General features: G+C 54.1%; 12 protein-coding genes. 7 read left to right on the top strand and 5 right to left on the bottom strand.

All coding sequences use genetic code 11. The features are described 5' to 3' along the window. Positions 1 to 300 precede the first annotated feature (300 nt). The gene (locus ACZA91_RS00940; RefSeq protein ID WP_463184250.1) at positions 301 to 2199 is read left to right on the top strand and encodes a putative bifunctional diguanylate cyclase/phosphodiesterase; all 1899 of its coding nucleotides are present in this window, start codon (positions 301 to 303) and stop codon (positions 2197 to 2199) included. 31 nt (positions 2200 to 2230) lie between these two features. On the opposite strand, the gene ACZA91_RS00945 is transcribed toward ACZA91_RS00940, so the two are convergent. Both ACZA91_RS00945 and ACZA91_RS00950 read right to left on the bottom strand, forming a co-directional pair. Next, entirely contained in the window at positions 2231 to 3046 is an 816-nt protein-coding gene (locus ACZA91_RS00945) for an LmeA family phospholipid-binding protein (protein WP_463184251.1), read from the bottom strand. Between the two features lie 796 nt (positions 3047 to 3842). Further along, on the bottom strand, positions 3843 to 4592 hold the full coding sequence (locus tag ACZA91_RS00950) for an alpha/beta hydrolase (protein WP_347278317.1): 750 nt from the start codon (positions 4590 to 4592) through the stop codon (positions 3843 to 3845). Between the two features lie 1524 nt (positions 4593 to 6116). Here ACZA91_RS00950 and ACZA91_RS00955 point away from each other — a divergent pair. Then, the gene (locus tag ACZA91_RS00955) at positions 6117 to 8426 is read left to right on the top strand and encodes a putative bifunctional diguanylate cyclase/phosphodiesterase (RefSeq protein ID WP_099534427.1); all 2310 of its coding nucleotides are present in this window, start codon (positions 6117 to 6119) and stop codon (positions 8424 to 8426) included. 144 nt (positions 8427 to 8570) lie between these two features. Here ACZA91_RS00955 and ACZA91_RS00960 read toward each other — a convergent pair whose 3' ends face one another. Beyond that, entirely contained in the window at positions 8571 to 9530 is a 960-nt protein-coding gene (locus ACZA91_RS00960; protein WP_463184252.1) for a S66 peptidase family protein, read from the bottom strand. A 290-nt stretch (positions 9531 to 9820) separates the two neighbouring features. Here ACZA91_RS00960 and ftsH3 point away from each other — a divergent pair, with 290 nt between their 5' ends. After that, positions 9821 to 11659, top strand: coding sequence for an ATP-dependent zinc metalloprotease FtsH3 (ftsH3, locus tag ACZA91_RS00965; protein ID WP_099534429.1), 1839 nt, complete (start codon positions 9821 to 9823; stop codon positions 11657 to 11659). A gap of 306 nt (positions 11660 to 11965) precedes the next feature. Here the strand turns inward: ftsH3 and msrB are convergent, their stop codons facing one another. After that, on the bottom strand, positions 11966 to 12361 hold the full coding sequence (gene msrB / locus ACZA91_RS00970) for a peptide-methionine (R)-S-oxide reductase MsrB (RefSeq protein WP_099534448.1): 396 nt from the start codon (positions 12359 to 12361) through the stop codon (positions 11966 to 11968). Positions 12362 to 12562: 201 nt separating this feature from the next. Beyond that, positions 12563 to 13342 (bottom strand): MlaE family lipid ABC transporter permease subunit, encoded by a 780-nt coding sequence (locus ACZA91_RS00975; RefSeq protein ID WP_190354853.1) that lies wholly within the window; start codon positions 13340 to 13342, stop codon positions 12563 to 12565. Positions 13343 to 13560: 218 nt separating this feature from the next. Here ACZA91_RS00975 and ACZA91_RS00980 point away from each other — a divergent pair, with 218 nt between their 5' ends. Genes ACZA91_RS00980 through cas8a1 form a run of 4 tightly spaced genes read left to right on the top strand, consistent with a single transcriptional unit; the run spans position 13561 to position 19031 of the window. Further along, positions 13561 to 14559 (top strand): helix-turn-helix transcriptional regulator, encoded by a 999-nt coding sequence (locus ACZA91_RS00980; RefSeq protein WP_463184254.1) that lies wholly within the window; start codon positions 13561 to 13563, stop codon positions 14557 to 14559. After that, positions 14556 to 15275: a type I-MYXAN CRISPR-associated protein Cas6/Cmx6 gene (gene cas6 / locus ACZA91_RS00985; protein WP_463184256.1), complete on the top strand. Its 720-nt coding sequence runs from the start codon at positions 14556 to 14558 to the stop codon at positions 15273 to 15275. Before ACZA91_RS00980 ends, cas6 begins: the two co-directional genes overlap by 4 nt. Beyond that, entirely contained in the window at positions 15265 to 17529 is a 2265-nt protein-coding gene (gene cas3, locus ACZA91_RS00990; RefSeq protein ID WP_463184257.1) for a CRISPR-associated helicase Cas3', read from the top strand. The genes cas6 and cas3 overlap by 11 nt, the downstream gene beginning before the upstream one ends. After that, complete coding sequence (gene cas8a1 / locus ACZA91_RS00995) at positions 17526 to 19031, top strand: type I-MYXAN CRISPR-associated Cas8a1/Cmx1 (protein ID WP_463186485.1); 1506 nt, start codon at positions 17526 to 17528, stop codon at positions 19029 to 19031. Before cas3 ends, cas8a1 begins: the two co-directional genes overlap by 4 nt. Positions 19032 to 19048: the final 17 nt, after the last annotated feature.

Genomic DNA, 19048 nt, shown 5'->3' on the forward strand with positions numbered 1-19048 from the left:
ATCCCTTGGCCTCCAGTTCATGGAACTCTCATTCATTCGCTGTTAACTCGCTGTTAACAATGCAAACCTTGGGCGATCGCCCCGGGAATTCTCTGTGGTGGTTTACCCGGGCCCAGGGGGCGGTTGTGGGGAAATGAGTGCAGCCGGATGGTCACGACACCAGCAACGACCGGTGCCCCATAGACGACCGGTAACCTCTAAATTATCCAGAGGACTCACTGGGTGGGTTGCGATTAATCTTTAATCCCCATCTGCTCTTGGTACAACGACTGACGTGGCAAATTCTGAGGGCGCTCTCGCGTGGCTGACTCCCTTCAACCTTCCTATGGTTCTGTGTCTCCAGGAAATAACCATCGGTTTGAGTCTTTGCTGGCCAATGCCAGTGACATCATCGTCATCCTTGATCAGCAAGGGACGTTTTGCTACGTTAGCCCTTCGGCCGAGCGGATTTTAGGATATTCCCCCCAGGAGGCAGTTAACCATCACCTCAGCACCTTCGTCCATGAGGATGATGTGCAGGTGGTGTTGCAAACCCTGTTGCGTTCCCTGGCGGAACCGGGGTTGAGTCAGCCCCCCGTTCGCTACCGTGTGCGCCACCGCAATGGGGACTGGAATTTGCTGGAGGCGGTCACGACCAATTTGTTGGATGATCCGTCGGTGCGGGGGGTGGTGGTGAACTGCCACGACATCACGGCCCATGAGCAGGCGGAAAGCTGGCTGCGATATCACGCGCTTTATGACCCATTGACGGCGCTGCCCAATCGGCGGGCCTTGGCGGAGCGGGTGCAGTCATTGCTCGATCGAGAGCAATTGGATTTTGCGCTGTTGTTGCTGGATGTGGATCGCTTCAAGCTGGTGAACAGCAGCCATGGCCACGGCACGGGCGATCGCCTGTTGCAAATGATTGCTCGGCGGCTGGTTTCGGCCTTGCCTCAGCAGGGGATGGTGGCCCGGTTGGGCGGGGATGAGTTTGTGGTGCTGGTGGAGCAGGTACGGCAGTTGGAAACAGCCGAGGCCGTGACCCAGCGGGTTCATGCGGCGCTCAGTGATCCATTCACGATCGATGAGATGGAGATCTTTGCCAGCGCCAGTGTGGGGGTGGTGTTTAGCCGCACGGGGCCGGGCAAACCGGCCTATCGCCACGCGGAGGAACTGCTGCGCGATGCGGATATTGCGATGTATCGGGCAAAGACCCTACGCCAGAGCCAATCGGTGGTGTTTGATCCCAGTATGCGCGATCGGGCGGTGGCGCGCTTGCAACTGGAAAATCAACTTTGGCGGGCGATCGAGCGGGGGGAACTGGAACCCTACTATCAACCGATCATTTGCTTGGCAACCGGGGAAGTGAAGGCCTTTGAGGCGCTGATTCGGTGGCATCACCCGCAACGGGGCCTGATTTCTCCGGCGGAATTTGTGCCGATCGCGGAAGAAAGCGGGGTGATCAGCCAAATTGGGGAATGGGTGCTGGAAATGACCTGTCGCCACCTGCGCTACTGGAATTCGGGCTTGCGGGCCGGGCGACCGATCACCGTGGCGGTGAACCTGTCGGTGCAACAGTTGGCCCAACCCAACCTGGCTCAGCACATGCGATCGATCTGTGTCCGAGAGGAAATTGATCCCAGTTGGATTGGGTTTGAGATTACCGAAAGCATGATGCTCGATCGCGAAGATACGATCGCCGCCACCTTGGCCGAGTTTCGGGAATTGGGCTTTCGACTCAGCATTGATGACTTTGGCACAGGCTATTCGTCCCTGAGTCGTTTGCATCAACTGCCGATCGATACGCTGAAGATCGATCGCGCCTTTGTGGCCCCGATCGAGTCCGATGGGCGCAACGTGGCGATCGCCCGCACCATTTTGGCCCTGGCAGAGAGCCTGAATATGAACGTGGTGGCCGAGGGCATTGAAACTTCCGCCCAAGCCCGTGAGCTACGCGCCTTGGGTTGCCAATATGGCCAAGGCTATTGGTTTTCGCCGCCGGTCAGCGGTTCCGGAGTGGCCAGCTTGCTGAATCATCGGTTCAACCTCGTTGAAGGAATCGCCGCGCCCCCCATTTCCCGCCTTGGCGCGGCCCCAGATTACCCGGACTATGGCGACTACCGGCAAGATTATTCAGAAAACTGCGAAGACTGTGAAGACTACAGAGACGATTTTGCAGAGGATTATTCGGATTATCCGGTGAACTCCCAAGCCCCCTAGGGTTACCCCTTCGGCTAAAGCTCCTAGGCCACTAGGCCACCAACCCCGGAGTTGTCGTTTCCGGCACATGGTTCACCTGGGCCCAACCGCTAAATACCAATTGTTGGCCGCGGGTTTCGATCGTGTTGATGCGCAGGGTCACCCCATCCAGATTGAAGCGATCGAGATCCACCAACTGATCCAAAATTTTGCCTAGCCGCTCACTGGCTGAGGCCGCCAGGGCGATCGCTGCTTCGCCCAGAGCCGCGCGATCGGGCAAACCATCGGGATCAAATTGGCAATTCAAAAACCGCAACCGCCGACGGCGCTCAATGCCCAAGGTCGCTTGCAGGGCGATCGGCACCGGTTGATCGGCCCCAAAACAAGCCTGGGCGCTGAGGGCAATTCGATTGCTGGCCAACAAGCGCACCTGAATCGATTGGAACGAAACGCTTTCAGCCTTGGTCAGCCCGCTCCCGGGCAAGTCCTGCCAATCCTGGAGCGGCAAATTTTCCAAATGTTGAACCACCAAGGGAGCCGTGAAAGCCCGGTTGATATCCTCTTCCAGCAACACCACCTTCGCGATCGCCTGGGTGGGTTGACGCAGCAACAACCGCCCCTGCAACAGGCCCGCAAAGTCGATCGACACCGCATCGGTCTCGAATTCCATGGCCTCTGTGCGGAAGGCATGGCGAATCACCAGCCCCGAGCCGGACATCTGGAAGCGATCGACCTGGCCTTGCAGCAACTTGATCTGAGGTGTACATTCCACCCGCACCTCCACCCGATCGCTCGCGGTGAACAGGTGGCGGATGACCTGAGTAGCCACAACACTCAGCAACTGTTCGCCCCAGTCGGCACTTGGCATACTCGAAAACCTAGTTATCGATCCAAACATCATTTCAGCCAGCGATCAGTCGTTGGGATCTTGCACCGGGGAACTGCCATCAACCACGCATCACCCATGGCATTTTTCAGTTTCCTGCCCGATTCGCAGACCACTTGGGGTTGATTACTTGGATTCAGCGGTCTTTGTTAAGAATCTTTTAAAATTATTATGACAGAACGTGACGAAAAACAACACATTCCTTAAATTGCCCAATCAAAAATACTGGCGCTGACCGTTCTTACAGCTCAAAATTTTGGTCGTGATTTCAATATTTGGTAGTCCAGTTAACAATTGTTTCCTGAAGTTTTGATTATCCCATTGGCCTTAAATTTGAATTTTATTTCAGAAATTTTTGAATCAGCACTCGCTTCAGGCTTGCTTCATTGCTCATTTTTCAAGAGTCAAAATCCTGAGCAAAGTCCTGAGATCGAGTTTTTTCGATTGTAATCACGGAATTTCATATTGGATTTAATATCAGAAAAATCAATCAATGGCATCAACAAAGACAATATTATAAATTCCATGAAATTCCATAAAAGCAATTTGAATGGTTAATTTTGGCACGGTCAAGGGCGAGCCATCTCTTAATAGCCTGGCCTCAGTCTTTGGGCCGATTTGCCTTTTCAACTTTCAGCTTTCAACGGGCAGCCAACGGGCCACCACAGCCTCGCTCACAACTGCTCCAAACGGGGCCATAGGATACGGCACAAATTCAGCCCCATGCAGCACAAGCTCAGCAAATTCCCAACCCGATCGCCCTTGAAGCACAGGAAATTTAGGCAGGAAGCTGCTCAAAGAAAGTGGCAATTTCTTGAAATGCCTGATCGCGATCATAGTCCAGCGTCAGGATATGGTCTGATTTTTCCAGCCAGCAGAGACGCTTGGACGAGGAACCCAGGGATTGAAAAAGATACAGTGCGCCTTGAGGATTCACCACCCGATCGCGCTTCGGTTGCACAATCAGCGTCGGAACCGTAATTTCCCCTAACCGGGGCCGCACTTGTTGAATCAGTGCCAACGCACTCTGCACAGCACCCAGGTGGAAGGAGCGATAGGGCGCTACTCGATCGGCCGCCGCCCGTCCTTCCGGATCCGCAATGGCCAAGGCCGATCGGGGCACTTCCTTCAGCAGCGGATAAACCCAAGGCAACAACTGTTCCGCCGAGGGCAACCAGGCCGCAGGGCGAACAATTGCCATAAACGGACTCAGCAGCACCAACCCCCCGATCGATCGCTGGAGGGCTAGCCGCAACGCCAAGGGACAGCCCGTGGAAAATCCGACCACCACCACCTGAGCATGGGACTGAGCCAGGCGATCGAACGCCGTCTCCGCCGCCTGATACCAATCTTCCCAGCGGGAATTGGGCATTTTCGGGCCCGGTTGGTCATGGCCCGGATAGGCGATCGCCTCCACCGTCCATCCCAAATTCAACAACAACGGTGCTAACGGTCGCATCTCATAGGGCCCACCCCCCAAGCCATGCAAACAAAGCACCGCCCGCGAGCGATCGGGTGTGGCAACCACTTGAAAGGGCTGATTATCTAACGTTGCGAACGAAAAGGGGAAACCCGACTGATTCGACATGGCTGAAGTTTGATCGTTAGCAGCAGTCTTGAACTATTATTCTCGGGGCTGATGAACTTTTGTCCCCAAACGCTTCCAACAATAGTCTGCCTCAAAATTGGGTTGCTTCTCCGCAGCGGCAACTGCCCCCCCACCCAAGCCTTGTCAATCCCCCAAACCCAATCAAAGCTCGAGAAATTTCTAGATTGAGGCCATATCGGATTAAGTTTTGATCAAATATCAAATAAACATTAAATAAATACCAAATCAAGACTTAATCAGTATTCAATTCAACTGCAATTGGATCGATTCTCAGTTAATTTGCAGTCAATTTTTAATTAATCTCTAATCAATATCTAGTCAGCTTTAAAGTAATTTAAAAGTGACTTTGAAGCAATTGTGATTCACGAAATCTTATTACAAAATTAATCAAATCTTGATAGAATATTGTAATAAATTCTATAAACTTTCAGTAAATATCTAAGAAAAGCCCCATGAAAGCTCAATAAAAATTAGACAAAAACAAAAAAGTATCATAATCGCGTTAATATAAAAGATTAATCTGAGACATCAAAATCGGGTAGATCACTTCGGGATTTTTGTTGATCTCAGTGTTTTTTCCTGAAGTAGTCAAGATTTTTTGCTGATCTTACTTAGGATCCCTCTAGCCATGCGTCATCTAAAGTCATGATCCCAACCGATCAACCATGACCCTTGAATTGAAATCGTAACGCTCCGCCACAAAGAAGACAATCCTGATTGGAGACTGAATAAACAGAAGATCTATTTCAGCCTATTAACCATGATCATTAAAAGATTCACAGGGTTTTAGACTAGGCTTTGGAGGATAGGACGACACCCTAAGATACTTTCGCGTTGAAAAGTGGCTTAGGTGTGACCTGTCTGGAACGGGCTGACCCGATCAAATGATCAAATGGTCGCTTTCGGTGCGGGGAAGCGACTTGGGATGGGCTGGAGGCGCTTGGCGGGAACATTTAGAGGAGCGTGGCGTAAATCAACGTAAATCAAGGGGTTAACGAAAGGAATGATCGCGCGGCCGCCTTTTCTTGAATTGGGTTTGTCGACTACGATCGCATCAAAATCGTTACTCTCAAACCACCATTACCCTCACCCAGCCCCTGTGCCACCCTAAGACACCGGTTTCGTTAGCCGGGCCCAAACTCTCTACCTCAACCCCGGAGAGGCGACTGGCTCCCAGCTAGCCATCACAAACCCTAGACAGCCTTTGATCCATCATTGCCATGGCTCAAAACCCATTTGCTATTCTGCGCCCGAAGGCACTGAGCTGAGGTTTCAGCAACCCCCTTTCGTTAGGATCACCATCGAATGCTCATCAAGGTTGGGCGGTGGCTGCTGTCATGATTTCGTCAGGCGATCGCCCGCTAATGCTCAAAACAGAACCAATTTGAGCAGTTTAATCAAACGTTTAACTCAATGAAGACTGGGTAGGATGTGATCGATCGAATGGAGGCGGAAGTCGAGCTACAGCGTCAATACTGGCGATCGAAACTGTTCGCAGAAATCGCCCTCAAAATTCACCAGTCATCACGGGTGGATACGATCCTGCAAACCATGGTCACGGAAGTGCAGCGGATGTTGCAGTGCGATCGGGTCTTGGTTTACCAATTCGATGCACAGCGGCAAGGCTCCTTTGTGGTGGAGGCTACCGGCAATGGCCCCTATTCCCTGTTGGGCAAAACCGTTTCCGACCCCTGCTTCACGACCCACTATCACCAGAAATATCTTGAAGGGCGCACCTCGGCCATTGACGATGTGGAAACCGCTCGGATTTCGGTTTGCCATCGCCAACTGCTGCGCCAGTTCGGTGTGCAGGCCAATTTGGTCGTACCAATTTTGCAGCCGGTGATTGAGCCAGACCGCTCTCAAAACCGATTGTGGGGACTGCTGTTGGCTCACCATTGCCAGGGGCCGCGCCAGTGGCAACCCTTCGAGCAGGACTTGTTGCAACAAATTGCGGTGCAGGCGGGGGTGGCCTTGGGGCAATCCCAATTGGTGTCGGCTTTGCGGGAAAGTGAGGCGCGGTATGCTTTGGCTGTGCGGGGGGCCAATGACGGGCTGTGGGATTGGGATTTTTTGACCAATCGGGTTTATTTTTCGCCCCGCTGGAAGGCGTTGTTGGGCTACCGCGATTCGGAAGTGGGTGACCAACCCCAGGAATGGCTCGATCGGGTTTATGTGGATGATCAAGCCCAATTGCGAGCGGAGCTAGATGCCCACTTGCAGGGCCGCAGTGACCACTTTGAAAGTGAGCATCGCATTCGCCATGCGGATGGTTCCGTGCGCTGGGTGCTCTGTCGGGGGTTGGCGATTCGGGATGGGCGGGGCCACGTGTTGCGGATGGCGGGATCCTTGGCGGATATCCATGAGCGCAAGTTGGTGGAGTCACGGTTGCTGCATGACGCGCTCCATGATGCGCTGACGGGGCTGCCCAATCGGGCCCTGTTTATCGATCGGTTGGGTCAAACCATGGCGATCGCCCGTCGCCAACGCAATCACCATTTTGCGGTGCTGTTTTTAGATCTCGATCGCTTCAAGGTGGTGAACGATAGTTTGGGTCACCTCTGTGGCGATCGGCTCTTGGTGGAACTGGCGAACCGGTTGCGCACCTGTGTGCGGCCCCAGGATACGGTGGCGCGGCTGGGGGGCGATGAATTTGCCATTTTGCTGACGGATTTGGATCAGCCGGAAATTGCCACCCGCGCCGCCGAGCGGGTGCAGTTGGCCCTGAAAGCTCCCTTTGATGTGGATGGCCACGAATTCACCATCACCACCAGCATTGGCATTGCGTTCGGCACGCCGGAATACGCCCGGCCGGGGGATGTGCTGCGGGATGCGGATTTGGCCATGTATCGGGCGAAGGAGTTGGGCCGCAATTGCTACGCGGCGTTCGATCGCTCCTTCCGCGAACGGGTGATTGCGCAACTGCACCTGGAGCGCGATTTGCGCCGGGCCATGGAGCGGCAAGAATTTTTCCTGACTTATCAACCGATCGTGGATTTGGCTACGGGCCGGGTTGCCAGCCTGGAAGCCCTAGTGCGTTGGCATCATCCCGATCGGGGGTTGGTGAGTCCGGCGGAATTTATTCCCATGGCGGAAGAAACCGGCACGATTATTCCCCTGGGCGAATGGATTTTGCGGGAAGCTTGCCAGCAAATGATGGTTTGGTTACAGGCCATTCCCAGCCTGCGATCGGCCCATGGGTGGGCTGGACTAAGTGTGAGTGTGAACCTGTCGGCGCGGCAGTTTACCCAGCCCAATTTGGCCCAGTCCATTGAAGGCATTGTGGCGGAAACGGGACTGCCGCCGCAGCACCTGAAGTTGGAAATTACCGAAAGCGTGGTGATGGCAGATGCCAAAACGGCGGAGGCCTTGTTGCGGAAACTGCGCGATCGGGGCATTCAACTGAGCATTGATGACTTTGGCACGGGCTATTCATCCCTCAGCTATTTGCAACGCTTCCCGATCGATACCATCAAGATCGATCGCTCCTTTGTCACCCGCAGCCCAGACCAGGAAAGCAATTGGGCCATTGTTCGGGCAATTATTGCCCTGGCGGAATCCCTGGGGATGGACACGGTGGCGGAAGGGATTGAGACGATCGAGCAGTTGCGACAGTTGCAATCAATGGACTGTTCCTATGGTCAGGGCTATTGGTTTTCCCGCCCGATCGATGGGGAAGCGACGGGGCAATTGCTGCTGAAAACCTTTGAGTTACCCCGATCGCCCTTGGCCTTGCGGGGCGACGATCGCTAGACCCCAAAATTAGACCCCAAAACTCAACCGGGCCCTGCTCCTCAATGGTGATTCAGGATGGAAATCCGATTCGTTGAGCAGTGGGTTCAAGGTGTACTTTGCCCACCCCCTTGGCCCCTTGACTGACCTGCTGGGCACAATCGCCTAGCTCAAGAGTTCCAGCGTGCCCGCCTCCCCATCCAACCGGGCCAGCGTGCCCACGGGCAAGGCCGCATTCGGAGGTTCATGGCCAAAGGGCAACCCGGAAACGATCGGCAAGCCCAAATCCCCCAGCCGATCGCGCAGCACTTCCGCCATGGAGCAACTGGGCCGGTTGGGCGGCGGATCGCAGGCGGTGAAATGGCCGATCGCAATGCCCCCGATCGCCCGCAACAGACCGCTCAAACGCCACTGGGTCAACAGCCGATCGATCCGGTAGGGATATTCCGTCACGTCCTCAATCGCCAAAATGGCCCCTTCCAAAGCGGGCTGCAAAGGCGTATTGAGCAAATTGGCAATCACCGTCAGGTTCCCCGGAAACAGGCGACCCACCACGGCCCCGCCGCCCCAACCCTGGCCCTGAAGCGGTTCCAGGGGCTGACCCGCCAACAGATTAAACAGGCGATCGACCGTCCAGGCCGGTTCCTGGCCCAAGGTGGTGAGCAGGGGCCCATGCACACCCGCCACCCCTTGCCGGGCCAAACTCCACAGCAGAGCCGTAATGTCTGAAAACCCAATCAACCACAGGGGCGATCGCGCTGGGTTCACCATTAACCCCGCCCCCCGTCCGGCAAACAGCGGCCAATCCCAATCCTCCAGCAGTCGGGCCGAACCATAGCCCCCTCGCGCACAGACGATCGCTCGGCAACCGGGATCCGCCAAGGCCGCCGCCAGTTGCGATCGACGTTGGGCATCAGTGCCCGCCAAAAATCCCGTTTGCGCATCCCAACCGACGGCAAACTGCACCCGAAAGCCCCGGTCTTGCCAAATTTCCACCCCCCGGGCGATCGCCGCCGGATCCAAAACCGGCCCGCTGGGGGCAATCACCCACACCCGATCGCCCGGCTCCAGCGGCATCGGAAATTCTGTGGCCCTCGGGCCGCCAAATGCCTGCATTCTCTTCATTTCTCCCCAAACACTTCAACCCACTGACGGCTAGACCGGCTAGACCGACTGGCGGCGACGACCGCATAACCCTTAGTCTGCGGGGCGATCGCGCTGTTACACCCACCAAGCGATTTCGTCCACACCCATCCTGAGTCGGAAATCCGCATAATCGTTAATAGCAGCCATGGCGACGGACTGGAAGCCATTGCGTTAACATTAGTTAACAACCAGTTAATTTTTGAGCTACGGCAAGTACAGCCCTGGCATAACAAACGCCCTGGCAGAACGCCTTTTAGGAGGATGCACCAGTGAATAAACGGTGGAGAAATGCCGGACTCTATGCCCTGTTGGCGATCGTAATCATCGCCCTGGGTACAGCGTTCTTCGATCGACAGCCCCAAACCCGCGAAACCTGGCGCTACAGCCAATTCGTGCAGGAAGTGCAATCTAAAAAGGTCGATCGCGTGCGGATTAGCGCCGATCGCTCCCGGGCCTTGGCCACCACCGAAGACGGCAGCACCGTGTTGGTGAACCTGCCCAACGATCCGGAAATCATCAACATTCTGACCAGCAACAACGTTGATATTTCCGTGCAACCGCCCAGCGACGAAGGCTTCTGGTTCCGGGCCCTGAGCAGCCTGTTCCTGCCGATTCTGCTGCTGGTGGGTCTGTTCTTCCTGTTGCGGCGGGCCCAAGGTGGCGCGGGCAACCCGGCCATGAACTTTGGCAAATCGCGGGCCCGGGTGCAAATGGAACCCCAAACCCAAATCACCTTCAACGACGTGGCCGGCATTGAGCAAGCCAAGTTGGAGCTGACGGAAGTGGTGGACTTCCTGAAAAATGCCGATCGTTTCACCGCCGTGGGTGCAAAGATTCCCAAGGGCGTGCTGCTGGTGGGCCCTCCGGGGACCGGTAAAACCCTGCTGGCGCGAGCTGTGGCCGGCGAAGCGGGCGTGCCCTTCTTCAGCATCTCCGGTTCGGAATTTGTGGAAATGTTCGTGGGTGTGGGTGCGTCCCGCGTGCGTGACCTGTTTGAGCAGGCCAAGCAAAACGCCCCTTGCATTGTGTTCATCGATGAAATCGACGCGGTAGGTCGTCAGCGGGGCGCGGGTCTCGGCGGCGGCAACGACGAGCGCGAACAAACCCTGAACCAATTGCTGACCGAAATGGACGGCTTTGAGGGCAACACGGGGATTATTGTGATTGCGGCCACCAACCGCCCCGACGTGTTGGACGCGGCGCTGATGCGTCCCGGCCGGTTCGATCGCCAAGTGGTGGTCGATCGCCCCGACTTCAACGGCCGCCTGGAAATTCTGGGTGTCCACGCGCGCGGCAAGTCCCTCTCGAAGGATATGGATCTGGAGCGGATTGCGCGTCGTACCCCCGGCTTTACCGGTGCGGATCTGTCGAACTTGCTGAACGAAGCGGCAATTTTGGCCGCCCGTCGCAACTTGACGGAAATTTCGATGGACGAAATCAACGACGCGATCGACCGGATTTTGGCCGGCCCCGAAAAGAAAGATCGCGTGATGAGCGAAAAGCGCAAGACCCTGGTGGCCTACCACGAAGCCGGCCACGCCCTGGTGGGTGCGCTGATGCCCGACTACGACCCGGTGCAAAAAATCAGCATCATCCCGCGCGGTCAGGCCGGCGGTTTGACCTGGTTTGCGCCTAGCGAAGATCGGATGGATTCGGGCCTTTACTCGCGTTCGTACCTGGAAAACCAAATGGCGGTGGCCCTGGGCGGTCGCCTGGCGGAAGAAATCATCTTTGGTGAAGAGGAAGTGACCACGGGCGCTTCCAACGACTTGCAACAGGTGACCCGTGTGGCACGCCAAATGGTGACCCGCTTTGGCATGAGCGATCGCCTGGGCCCGGTAGCCCTCGGTCGCCAGCAAGGCAATATGTTCCTGGGTCGCGACATTGCCTCCGAGCGCGACTTCTCGGAAGAGACGGCCGCCGCGATCGATGAGGAAGTCCGCAACCTGGTGGATCAAGCCTACCGCCGCGCCAAGCAAGTGCTGCAAGAAAACCGCTCCGTGCTCGATCGCCTGGCTCAAATGCTGGTGGAAAAAGAGACCGTTGATGCCCAGGAATTGCAAGACCTGCTGAACGAAAGCGATGTGAAAATGGCCGCGATCGCCTAGATCGCAACCTGCCCTGAAGCGCTGCAATTCAAGGGGGGTGATCACAGGAAATTGACCTGGAAATCACCCCCAAAGTTCAGAATCAGTGTTAAACTTCATGGCCTGAATTCAGCAAAGCTTTCATCTTCAAGCAAAATCCCCCACAGTCGATCAATTGCGGGGGATTTTTTCTTAGCTGAAAAGGCGATCGAGAAACAAGACCCAAAAACCCGATCAAACCGTTTGATCGAAACCTCAGCGATCACTCAACCACAACGGATGACAATCGATCGCCATTCAAGCTCAATTTGGCCCTTAATCTGGCCCTTAATTTGGCTCAAATTTCAAGGAAGCAGAATTCATGCAATAGCGCAGGCCGGTGGGCGGCGGGCCATCTTCAAACACATGGCCCAAGTGGGCCCCACAGTTGGCGCAATGCACTTCGGTGCGGGTCATCCACAGGGTGCGATCGACCTGAGTTTCAATATTTTCCGGGGCGATCGGCTGCCAAAAACTGGGCCAGCCAGTTCCCGAATCATATTTGGTATCTGAAATAAAAAGGGGCGTTCCACAGCAAACGCAGTTGTAGGTTCCGGGAGCCTTGTTATCCCAATGTTCTCCCGTGAACGCGCGTTCCGTGCCATGCTTGCGCGTCACTTGAAACTGTTCCGGAGTCAGTTGCGATTGCCATTCGGCATCGGTTTTTTGAATCTTAAAAGCCATGATCAAGAACGGAATTGGGGGGTTAAAAACGGCGGCTGTTTTGCGCCAGAAATCCCTTCTATTGTGACAGATTTCTTGGGGCGAGCTGACCCGATCGAAAAAGCCCCATCCCGCGCCAGAGATTTCAGGAAAATTGGGATTTTTGACGCAGCACCTGGTGGCCATTCAACTGCACCGATCGACCGCGCTGATTAATTACGCCTAGAGCGTGGGAGCGCTGCGGAACATCAGCCAGGACAAAAAGAAATTGGCAATCAAAATCGCCAGCAAAGAGGTGACCACGGCGGAGGTGGTGGCTTGGCCCACGCCCTTGGCCCCGCCGCTGGTGGTGAGACCCCAACCACAGCCGATCGCGGCGATTAGCCCCCCGAAGCAAGCGCCTTTGATGGCAGCGCAAAACAGATCCCGCACTTCCAAAAAGGTTTTCACAGAATCAAGAAACTCGTAGCGGGTGATGCCAAAGCCCAGTTCCGAAATGGTCAGTCCCGCCAGCATGGCCGCCAGCAACCCCAATTCCGTGAGCAGGGGCAGCATGGTGCAACAGGCCAAAACCCGAGGCACGACTAAATAGTCGATCGGGTCGGTGCGCAACACATAAAGCGCATCGATTTGCTCCGTCACGCGCATCGTGCCAATTTCCGCCGCAAAGGCCGACCCCACCCGCCCAGCTAAAATCACGGCGGCAAAGACCGGCGACAGTTCCCGCGCCATGGCCACTGCCATCACACCCCCGATCGCGGAGGTGGCTCCATATTTGATGAATTCGCGGGCCACCTGGATCGTAAACACCGCCCCGATCGACACGCCGGCCAGCAGCACAATGCCCAAGGAGTCGGGCCCCACCAGGTGCATTTGTTCGATCGTGTTGCGGCGGTGAATTTTGCCACGGCTGAGGTGAACCAGGGTTTGACCACCAATTAGGGCGGCCGCTTGCACGCGCTGGGCCCACCGTCCTAATCGAGAATCCGCAAGATTGGCCATGGGAACGGGCTGGGGAATGGGCGAACTCTTCCTAGTTTAGGGCGACTGTCTGGCTTGGCCATCGATCGCCCGGCCACGCTGCTCTCAGGGCGATCGGCTGGGGGCATTACCTGCAATCAAGTGGCCAGGGTGGATCGATTTAGGCCTCCCCAGTCCCCCAGAAAGATGCCACACTGGGTTCAGTGAGCAATGTTCAATCCCTCACACAACTCTCAATCATGACGCTTCACCAACTCAAGCGCATTTTGCAGCTCGATGGTTTGTTGCGAGATCCCCAACGACGAAACACCCATGAATCCTTAGCGGCGGCCCTCGATCGTGACAATGCTGTCGATCCGCGCATCATTCGCAAGGACTTAGGCTTTCTTAAAAAAGACTGCGGCGCACCAATTATCTATAACACTCGTCGGGGACATCACTACAGCGACCCCGATTGGCAACTGAATCAAATCCTGATTACGGAAGGCGATCTGTTGGCGCTGGTGGTGACCGATCGATTGCTGGAAACCTATGCGGATTCGCCTTATATCCGGCAGTTGCGATCGGGCTTGCGGCGGCTGAGTGAGCGGCTGGACAGCAAGGTGGCGATCGAGGCGCGTGAACTGCGAAACGATTACTTCCTGTTCCAAAGCAAGGCCGACTTGAACTTGGATTTGGCGGTGGTGAGTCAGCTAGAGCGGGCTTGTCGGGATGGCTACAGCGCAGAGATCACCTACCACACGGCGAATCGGGATGTGGTGAGCGATCGGGTGGTGGATCCCTACGGCATGTTGGTGCAGTACAACGCGCTGCAATTGCTGGCGTTTTGCCACCAGCGCCAGAAGGTGATTACGTTCCGGGTCGATCGGATCAAACAACTGCGGGTGACGGAACAGCGGTTTGAGACACTGCCGGGGTTCAGCCTGAAAGCCTATATGGCGACGGCGTTTCGTTGGGAGGTGGGCGACGCGGCGCGGCGGGTGGTGGTGGAGTTCGATCGGGCAACGGCTCCGTTTGTGCGCGGGCGGCAGTGGCACAGCACGCAGGGGTTGACCGATTTGCCGGGTGGGGGGCTGTTGCTGTCGATGGAGGTCAGCGGGTTGCGGGATGTAGCTCAGTGGGTGTTGAGCTATGGCAAGGGGGCGATCGTCCGGGAGCCGCCGGAACTGGTCAGGGCGATCGCGCGGGAGGTGGAGATCATGCAACGCCAATACGAAACGGAGACCTTTGAACGATGAGCAACATTCTAGAAGTCCAATTTTCCGTCCAAGGGCGGTTATTACCAGCCGATCATGGCTACTCGCTGTACTCGGCAGTTAAGCAACTCTTGCAAAGTGAAGCACTGCCAGAAAGCTTGATTACTTCACTCAGAAAACAGTTTCTCAATTCGGAAAATTGGAAATCTGAAATCGTTGATTATTTACTTTGTCCAGAGTTGCTATTAAGTAGTATTCCTGGGATTCCTGATGGGCACAAGCGCATTCAAATCTATCAGCGATCGCGGCTACGTCTACGTTGTCCTAGTGATCGAGCCAGCTATTGGTATCGACTTTTACAAAATCAAGTTTTAAATCTGCGTAGTCATGATATTCGCTTGATTCAACCACGTTTAATCCTGCCTGAGCCTAGTTCCACGTTACGGGCCAGGCTCGTAACATTCCGATTAGAGGAATGGGACACCCATAGCGCACCAGTGCATTTTTTAGAATCATGCCGCAAAGCATTTGAAAAGCTGGGAATTTCAGGACAAGTTTCCATCGATAGTGATGCGGATGGTGGTTTAGCCTTGCGATCATTACAAGTTAAGGGAAAGCATATTTTGGGTTATGGCGTAATTGTGGAAGATCTGAGTCCTGAAGATTCAATCTTGCTCCAGTCGGTTGGCATTGGTGGACGAAAGCACTTTGGTTGTGGTTGGTTTTATCCCTCCAAGGAGATTCCTGATGTCGCCTAAATCTAGTCAATCAGTTCCTAAGCTTGTCCCCGATTGCTTGCTAGCCAAATCTGTAGACGGGCCGTGGAAAGGTTCTTATAGCTTGGTTGGGCATACGGCAAATGTTGTTCGGGCCGTGATGACATTGGTTGATGTCTTGGGTGATCGACTCATGACTCAATTTGATCTTGGCTGTGATTTGGCTTATGTGCGATCGACGGCCCGCTTGGCTGCCTACATTCACGATTGGGGCAAAGCGAACCACCATTTTCAAGGAGTTGTCCGTCAAAAAATGGTCGGCGCAAGTCCGCAACAGAACCCACTGAACTATCCCCAGCTTCTACGCCATGAAGTGGTTTCCATTCTGCTGGCTTGGGAGTTTCGAGATTGGTTGCAGCAGTCTGACGGCGATTTTTTGGTGGCTCTTGCTGCGGCCGGTGGGCATCACCTAAAACTAGGTGGTGAGCAAGGTAAAGCAACTGATGATGTCGGGAACATTCGCACAGGAACAGGAGATGATCGCTTATTTCTCTACCCACTGCATCGTGACTTCAAAAGTCTCTTGGAATTTGGGATCTCAGAATTAGGACTTCCTAAAAATATTAAACTAGCTCGAACGCCTGAAAGTGAGTGGGTGCTGTCGAACATCAAAACTCGTCGATGCGAACTCTATCAAAAAGCTTTTCAAGACTGGGAGCCAAATATTGTCTTAAATGCGGTGATTAAATCGCTATTGGTGGCGGGTGACTCCATTGGATCAGCAATTTCCAATACTGATTTAAATTTAGAGCATTGGATTGTTGAATCAATCAAAAAAGGATTAACGGAAGTAGATCTTGATCGTGTGATCGATGTTCGTCTAGAAGGTAAAACACTTCGAGATTTCCAGAAATCTATTGGTGAAATTCCCTCGCGGGTTGGCTTGGTACGGGCCGGTTGTGGAACAGGAAAAACCGTTGGGGCGTACAACTGGGCCAAGCGCCACGCGATCGGTCGGAAGCTCTTCTTCTGTTATCCCACCACAGGAACCAGCACCGAGGGATTCATCGACTATGTGCAAGATGAAGTGGAGTCAGTTTTGATGCACTCGCGGGCAGCGATCGACCTAGCGAGTACGGGTGAAGAGCGAGAAGCAGGCGATAACACAGAAAACGAGGCTACCCTGAAACTTCAGTCCTTTGAAGCTTGGGAAAGTCAAGTCATTGTTTGTACGGTTGATACGGTTTTGGGCTTGATGCAATGCAATCGGCGACCGATGTATTGTTTTCCGGCGATCGCCAATGCGGCATTTATTTTCGATGAAGTGCATTGCTACGACAAGGTTTTATTTGGCGCACTTTTGCGATTTTTGGCAACTGTTAAAGCGCCAACATTGTTGATGTCCGCTTCGTTTTTACCCTGGCAACTGCGAGCAATTGAGCGGGTGATCGGGGAGCGACTGATTGAAGGTAAAAATCTGATTGCCGGGCCGCGCGAGTTGGAAGATTTACGCCGTTATAGGTTCCATGAAAGCCAAGAACCTGATTGGGAGCGTGTTGAAAACGAACTGAAGTCGGGTGGCAAAGTTCTCTGGGTTTGTAACCAGGTTAATACGGCGATCGATGTGTATGATCGCGCCCTCGATCGGGGTTTGAATGCCGTGCTCTATCACAGCCGATTTTGCTATCACGATCGAGTCCAGCACCATCGCCGTGTGGTGGCTGCTTTCAAAGAAGATTGCCGTGAACCTGTGCTGGCTATTTGTACCCAGGTGGCGGAAATGTCATTGGATTTGTCGGCGACGTTGTTGGTGTCACAAGTGGCCGAACCCGCAGCTTTAATTCAACGCTTAGGGCGGCTCAACCGTCGCTATTGCGGCCACGCCCTGGATGCGGTGTTTTATGACGATCCGAAAATTCATCCCTACGACCAGGAAACGAAGATGCGGGGCTGGGCTTTGATTCGGGATTGTCCGGGGGAGGTCAGCCAAGGGGATTTAGCCCGATGGTTGGAACAAGAATCGAAGGAAATTGAACCAGAAAAGCAGTTTGTTCTGCTCGATGGCGAGTGGCGAACCTATTCGGCTTCTGTGCGCGAGGCGGATGTGACGGTGACGGCTTTGTTGGAACAGCACCAAGCAACTTGGGGGAATTTGCCCCGCAACAAGCTGGGGGAATACACTGTGCCGCTTCTATCAGGCGAAACAGTGATTCAGTGGGAGCGGTATCGGGGGTATCCGATCGCCCCGGTCAAGGAGTGGGAGTACACAGCGGAGCGAGGAGCCAGAAAACGATGACTGACTTAACCCTATCGTTGCTGAATCCCAATACGCTCCTGCCACATCGGGCGGGGATTGCTGGTTTGGCGTTGGCCCTATCGGCAATCCCGCCCGAGACTGCCCCCCTCAGTTGGACGGTGACAGAAGATGAAGTTCGGCTGTCGTGGGAGGGGAGCGATCGCGAGGCGATCGAGTGGTTAACCCACAAGACCTACTGCATTGAAGACGGCTATCTCAATCCACCCGTTCTGAAGCTCGATCGCCAAAGTCGCTATACCTTTACCCAAGGTGTGACTTCAACCTTGCTGCAACATAACCAGCAGCGCACGCTAGAGAAGCAAGCCAAGCCACTACGGTTTCCAGTTGACCCAGACAATCAAGAAGAAATTGAGCTTTCCTATAAAGATTTGCTCGATTGCTACTACACGGGTGACTTTAAGGATGCATTCACCTCTAAAGGTAAGTTCAAGGATGAAATTCCCATCAAAGGACATCATCTACCGGGCTTGGTGGAGTGCTTTGTTAATGGCCCGTATCTGGAATCTCCGGTTGGTTTTGTCTCACTGCTCTTTCTGCCTCTGAGTTGTGGTTATTACGCCTTACCCGCAGGGCGATCTGCTTTAGTCATCCCTGAAGTTAAAAATCTCAAGAACTGGGTTAGGTTGCGCCGTAAGTCCGCCGGAACCCCCTACATCAAGTTCAAAGCGGGCGGAGCGGGTGAGTCGGGATTGCGGTTTTTGATTCAGCAGAAGACCGTGGATAATGGGCAAATTTTAGGGCTTGAGTACTGCGAAGTTTACCAACTAGGTAAGCAGGCTTGGGACAAAAATCAAAACTATCTCAAGCAAGCTGTTTATCGAGTAAAAACTAATGAGCAAGTATTGGCAATTTATGAAAGTGCCGAGCAATTCTTTCCCGTTCGCTTCCCCACAACGAATAAGGGACAAACTTGGGTTGCCACCTCCCAAGCTTTACCTTGGATTGCTGATAACTTGATTGGCGATCGCCCTTGGTACTCGGGATTTTTCGAGTTTCTCAAGAAAAACAAGCTGTTTGAACGTCAAGGATTAGCCAAAATGACACAATTTCTCTCGGAATCAGAGCGCCTGCTTTTTCAGTCGGTACATGATGCTTTCGGTAAATTTCGAGCAGGACAGTTTAAGGCTCGATCTGACCAAATGGGAGGCAATTTAACCAAAGAACAGGGATGGGATGTTGCTAAACGGAGTGCTGACAAGGCCATTTATCGTTTGCAACGACCAGCTACCCAACAAGAATTTGCTAAGGCTTTGGTTGACTTTTTGGCTCAGTATCGTCCTTCCGCAGCGAAGGGGGAGGGTTTGGAGATTTATGCTTGGTTGCATACCGGAGATAACTGGCGGAAGGCTCGGGATTTAGCGCTATTGGCGATCGCGACCTACAAGAAAAAGACTCTCGAAGGGACAGGCGATCCTGACTTGGGTGTAGACGAGATCGAGCCAGAGGAAGACTCAGAAGGTTTTGAATACACCTTTTCATAACTCTTGTTGCCAATCTT

The sequence above is a fragment of the Limnothrix sp. CMB-01 genome (genome assembly GCF_055193175.1).